Origin of the sequence: Anaerobacillus sp., assembly GCF_046314235.1 — a bacterium.
Lineage (GTDB): Bacteria > Bacillota > Bacilli > Bacillales > Anaerobacillaceae > Anaerobacillus.
In genome coordinates this window covers 1-5164 of record NZ_JBKBWN010000043.1, presented here as the reverse complement: position 1 = coordinate 5164, position 5164 = coordinate 1, and the positions used below count along the sequence as shown (strand labels likewise).

Sequence of the window (5164 nt, the reverse complement as noted above, 5' to 3'; positions counted from 1 at the left end):
TTCTTTGCTTCTCTGAGAATGTACCCGGATTTCTTTCTGGGACGAGTGTCTTTGCTTCCCTTTGGACGTCCTGATGGTTTGCCTTGCTGTTTGGCTCTGCGTAAACCTTCAATGGTTCTCTCTCGGATTAATTCACGTTCGAATTCTGCAAAAGCACTAAGAATTTGGAACTGAAGTTTTCCTGCTGCTGTGGAGAAATCCAGATTATCTGATAACGAAATAAAACCAACACCTTTATCAATCAACTCCTTTGTGTCCAATATCAGTTCTGTGCTGCTACGTGCCCATCGGTCAAGTTTGTAGACGATAATGGCTGAATATTCTTGTTTACGCAGTCTTGCTAACAATGCTTGTTTCACAGGTCTCGTTTTTCTTGTTGATTCAACCTCTTCAAAAATATCGAATTGGATATTTTGTTTTTTAGCGTATTCTGTTAATCTGATTCGTTGGTTTTCTACGGTCTGGTCTGCGGTGGATACTCTAAGGTAAAGGGCAAGTTTTTTCATAGATTAAGATTTATTTTTAGCATGAATGAATTATCTGCAAAAATACATAATATATTATGTATTCAGAAATTGATACATACTTTTTTATGTAATTATTGTATGTTTGCAAAAATCTAATTCAGTACGCACTATGAAGTCAGAACATCAAGAATTGGTAAACATCAATTTGAAAAAGATAGGGGAGAAAGTTAGGTTGATTAGGAGAAATCAGTTCAAAAACTATGAAGATTTTGCCAAGCAATATGGCTTCAATAAAGTAACCATAAACAGATTAGAAAATGGGGAGAACAGTAATTTAGGAACACTTATTATGGTACTTATTGCACTTGAAGTTTCATTAAATGAATTCTTCAAAGATTTTTAGATAAACCACTACCTTATATAGTAATAACTATCTCTCACAGGACTTTTAGATTCTTTCTTTTGCAAATTTTCTGCATCTCATCTATCCATTAAGTATTTCAAAAGCATATAAAAGAGACGATTTTCTTATGTAGGCACTACATTTTCCAATTTCACACCGGAAAAACATCAAAAACACCGTTTTAACTAAGGTTTTCTCATTCTCTTTATGTGTAATGGGTACGATTAAATCAGGGTTACTTGTCTCATTAAGCACCCTTTAGTAGAGTTATAGTACACATTGATTCCCAATTAATTGTGAATTTCCGTGTAAGTAATGGTATTTTCTTATTTATTTCAGTATTTATTGGAAAATTCACAATAAAATGGGAAATAAATTATTAAGCAAGCACCAGAAAAGCATTAAATTAATCAGCAATTTATTGCGAGAGATTAGATTTAATGAAAACCTCACTAATAAGAATGTACAGGAATTAACCGGCTTAAACAAAAACACGATTAGTAGAGCAGAGAATAGCCGTGGGATTCAACTCTTTACTTTATTGGAGTTATGTTCTGTATATGGTGTTAAACCTTCAGAGGTATTGTCCATTATTGATTGGCAATGATTTGGTAAAATTGAAAAGTTCACCCTGTCTGTTGAACAACCATATTTAATGAAATTTTATCGGTATATTTCAGTGATGAAACCTAATATACTCGCTCTGGTTGATTCGTAGCAATCACATATCTTTACCAGCAGAAAATATCAGACGTATGGAGACATTACTTGGCAATTATCCGGTAGGAGCGGCATTTTGTTGTCAAAGAAACGAACTTATTACTTTGGAAGGTGCTCCTGAATCTGTTCGTGCGCATTTTGATTGTTTTAATAATAATTTAGAAAGTCTTAAAGGTGCTCCAAAAATAACTGGCGGTTTTCATGTACCGACAACAAACTGAAAACTTTCTCAGACGTATCCTTAGCGGTGAGAGGTTGGTTCTATTGTCATAATAATGCAGTTGTTTTTAAAGAAGAAGATAAAAGAAGGTATATAAAGGTCGATGGTAAGGTTAAAGTTCACCGTTTTGAGTGAAAATAATAAATACTTGAACATCAAATGGATTGAATGGAAATACAACCAAACTTATAAAACATCAAATTTATTAATCCACTAATTATTTTAAACCAATGAGATACGAATATAAATCAATAGTTTTGTCGAATGATTTAAACAGTAGGTTTACTGAGAAGCAGAATAAATTGACAATAATCTAAGTATTAAAAATCAAATCTAAATCCATAAAACTATGTGGCACATACTTTTAACTCAATTGCATCAATACTATAATAGTATTGGAAGAGTAATAACACCCAAAGAAATCAATTACTTAACCAACGCCTTTCATGATATTGATTTACTATATAATTCAAACCTGACCAAATTGGAAGAGATAAAATATATAGTGCTTTCTGAAGCACCGCTCTGGGGAAGTCATGTGCCTCATAAATATATTTACAATCTTCGAAATCCAAAAGTAAGTAGTTTTTTCAGCGTGAAAAATATGCAGGATGCTCTTAACATAGCAGGTATAACACCGATAACAAACCTAAGCACCAAGCAAGATTTGGTATCTGAATTAAATCTCCGTGGATTCCTTATTTTAGATGTGTGTCCATATGCATTGAATCAAAATGATACCACAATAAACTACAATTGGCTATCAAGGAAAAAAAACAACAATTATCAAAGTCTTATACAACCTACGCTCAATTTCTTTAAGACGAAATTAATCCAGATTCAACCAAAACTGAGTAATAACAATGGAAAAGGAGTAAAAGTATTTTACAGGTATCCAAGGATTGAAAGACACTTGGGTAATCAAATATCATCCATATTAAATAATTACGGATTGGGAATAATGCCTTCCCCATTAAATGATATTTTCAAGCAAGGGGGTGGAATTGACGTTAATAAATTAGCCAGAATATTGTAGACATCCGGTAATGGCTAATATTGAAAATCAAATATTTTGCGCCATTCCTCAGAGACTGGGTTATTCGCCAAATCAAAATTTAACCCAATAAAATCTTATAATATTGTATTACAGTAATTTACAATTGTTTTTAATTAAACCATCGGTTTTAATTAAAACCTCTGTCATTCGTCAAAACTGAATACCCCTTCAACCAAAAATCCGTGACAAAACTTCAATTCCGTATTACCTTTGTGAAACAAAACAGATTAACTGTTTTTTTACGAACCACTATATAGTAGTAACCCTATTTCATCCAAATTGCTTTCTCTGGAGACCTGTGTTGAAGTATAATCCAATCAGGTTACACATTTCACTTAAACTTACTATGACAAAGGAAAGGGCATCGTGCCATGGGATAGGTATGCCCATTAAATAAGAGCATTGAAAAATGAAAAAATAATATTATTAATCAAATAACCATATATAAAAAATCAATATGTAAAATTAGAACAGAAATTTTTAAAACATCCAATCTCAATAAATGCAACTATTGATAATAAAAAAATCAGACCAAACGAAAGGTTCTGGTTGCATAGTAACAGACATTTTTGACCGTGAATTACCAATTAAAAAATATTTTCATGTTTCATGCATTTTCTCACTCTTTTTTCAAAATGTGCAGTATTTATAAACAAAAGGGTAACAGAACCCCAAAAAACATAACATTATTAAATACAAACAAAAATGGATACTGTACAAGGGTACAAAGAGTTTAAGGAACAAAAAAAGCAAATTCTCTATTGTCGAATGGATGATAGTATGATAGATAAGTTACGTGCAATCCGAAAAAAAACCGGCATCAGCACCAGCGAAATAATCCGTGAAGGTGTTAGGAGATTGCTTAGAGATGTTGAAGAAGAAGGTAGTATCAGTTTGAAACTGGACTAAGGAAATGATGCATGGTCATACGACCATGCATCATAAACATTAATTTATGATAATATATTCAACAATAAATGCTCAGAAAAATAATCTCTATTCCTTTGATAGCCAATTTTAAGTTTATGTTAAATAATTATTTGCATTCATGCTCATGCAGTCCGGAAAAACATGGATATTATTGATTTACGACTTTGGTAATATTTATTTTAGATTCCAATCCATAAAATCTTGACATTATCATTATCAAATTTTATTTTTGCATTGTATTTATATACTGAAAATATCCTAATTGCAAAATTGTTACTGAAACTCTCACCTACTGTAATTCCCACCCGCTGAAACTTCACCAACTGTAATTCCCACATACTGAACTCCCACCTACTGAAATTCTTGCCTACTGTAATTCCCCACTTACTGAAAAAATTATAACTGCTACCGACAAATACTACTTATCTATACCAATAAAGATGAATCGGAATGGTGATAAGTAAGCGATTTTACTGTGCTGCAATCTACTAAACGCCTGCTCTGTTCCATACCCAACAACAGGCGACTCGTGACATGAATATTGAAAAAAAGAGTAGATACGGCTAAAAAAGCAACAAATGAGATAAGTTAGATAGTGTTCTTTGATTAAAGGTGTTAGATAAATAAAATGAAATTTTCACCAGAATAATGATTATATGATGATAGGTAAATTCGACTACATCTCCATAAGATTATAATGAGAAAATATACTGCACCGGGACATAACCAAGAATTGATTATGCAATATAATAACATCATCAATGGAGGTTAATATCTAATGAAATACAGGGGATACACTCTTTACAGGTTGGGGTGTAGTTGCTAAATGTAAGATTGCGAATAATGAAGTTATTGTTGTTTAAATATCTTCTTTATTCAGTACCTAAAGATTATCAAAATATTGAAAATTATTCAATACAAAGAGATAGTCACAGGGGAAAGGGGCAACCTGTGTTTGGTTCACAAGGTTTAATTGCTTGAAGCAACCTATCACCGGCATTGATGCTAGAAAAACGTAGCCAGTTGTCAATCCTCCAGTACCAATAACAAGCAAGAATAAAATGGTGATAATATTCAATCCTCAGTTATCAATAATAAGCAAGAGATTATTGAAACATACCCAATCCATAAGTAGTAACTCTGATGTAATTGAAACCTGCAACCAATCCATTTCCACCGGCAATAAGAATGAAGCCATCGAAACTAAAGCCCAAGCGGAGCAGCAAACATAAAACTTGTGCCAAGAGACACTATCCCACTAAGTGTGTAAGTCACATATGGGCTTGTTAAATAGTTAAACGATTTTCGAAGATAATCATAAATTGATTTATAATTATTCCCCAGTCTCTGACAGGCATTGTCCATTT

The 5164-nt window shown here is 32.5% G+C and carries 5 protein-coding genes; 4 read left to right on the top strand and 1 reads right to left on the bottom strand.

The features are described 5' to 3' along the window. On the bottom strand, positions 1-506 hold a 506-nt coding region (locus ACK4M9_RS22595; RefSeq protein WP_409855037.1), incomplete at its 3' end, for a recombinase family protein. A gap of 193 nt (positions 507-699) precedes the next feature. Between ACK4M9_RS22595 and ACK4M9_RS22590 the strand changes: the two genes are divergently transcribed. The 4 genes from ACK4M9_RS22590 (at position 700) to ACK4M9_RS22575 (ending at position 3776) form a co-directional block, all read left to right on the top strand. Further along, on the top strand, positions 700-870 hold the full coding sequence (locus ACK4M9_RS22590) for a helix-turn-helix domain-containing protein (RefSeq protein ID WP_409855036.1): 171 nt from the start codon (positions 700-702) through the stop codon (positions 868-870). 364 nt (positions 871-1234) lie between these two features. Continuing rightward, a complete protein-coding gene (locus ACK4M9_RS22585) occupies positions 1235-1477 on the top strand; it encodes a helix-turn-helix domain-containing protein (RefSeq protein WP_409855035.1) in 243 nt (80 codons plus the stop codon). An 871-nt stretch (positions 1478-2348) separates the two neighbouring features. Continuing rightward, positions 2349-2846 carry a hypothetical protein gene (locus ACK4M9_RS22580; RefSeq protein ID WP_409855034.1) on the top strand — a complete coding sequence of 166 codons (498 nt, stop codon included), beginning with the start codon at positions 2349-2351 and terminating at the stop codon, positions 2844-2846. A gap of 726 nt (positions 2847-3572) precedes the next feature. Continuing rightward, on the top strand, positions 3573-3776 hold the full coding sequence (locus ACK4M9_RS22575; RefSeq protein WP_409855033.1) for a ribbon-helix-helix domain-containing protein: 204 nt from the start codon (positions 3573-3575) through the stop codon (positions 3774-3776). The last annotated feature ends 1388 nt before the right edge of the window (positions 3777-5164 follow it).

Excerpts from the sequence above, each read along its gene's own strand:
- ACK4M9_RS22585 (WP_409855035.1), top strand. The coding sequence starts at position 1,235 with ATGGGAAATAAATTATTAAGCAAGCACCAGAAAAGCATTAAATTAATC.
- ACK4M9_RS22575 (WP_409855033.1), top strand. The coding sequence starts at position 3,573 with ATGGATACTGTACAAGGGTACAAAGAGTTTAAGGAACAAAAAAAGCAA.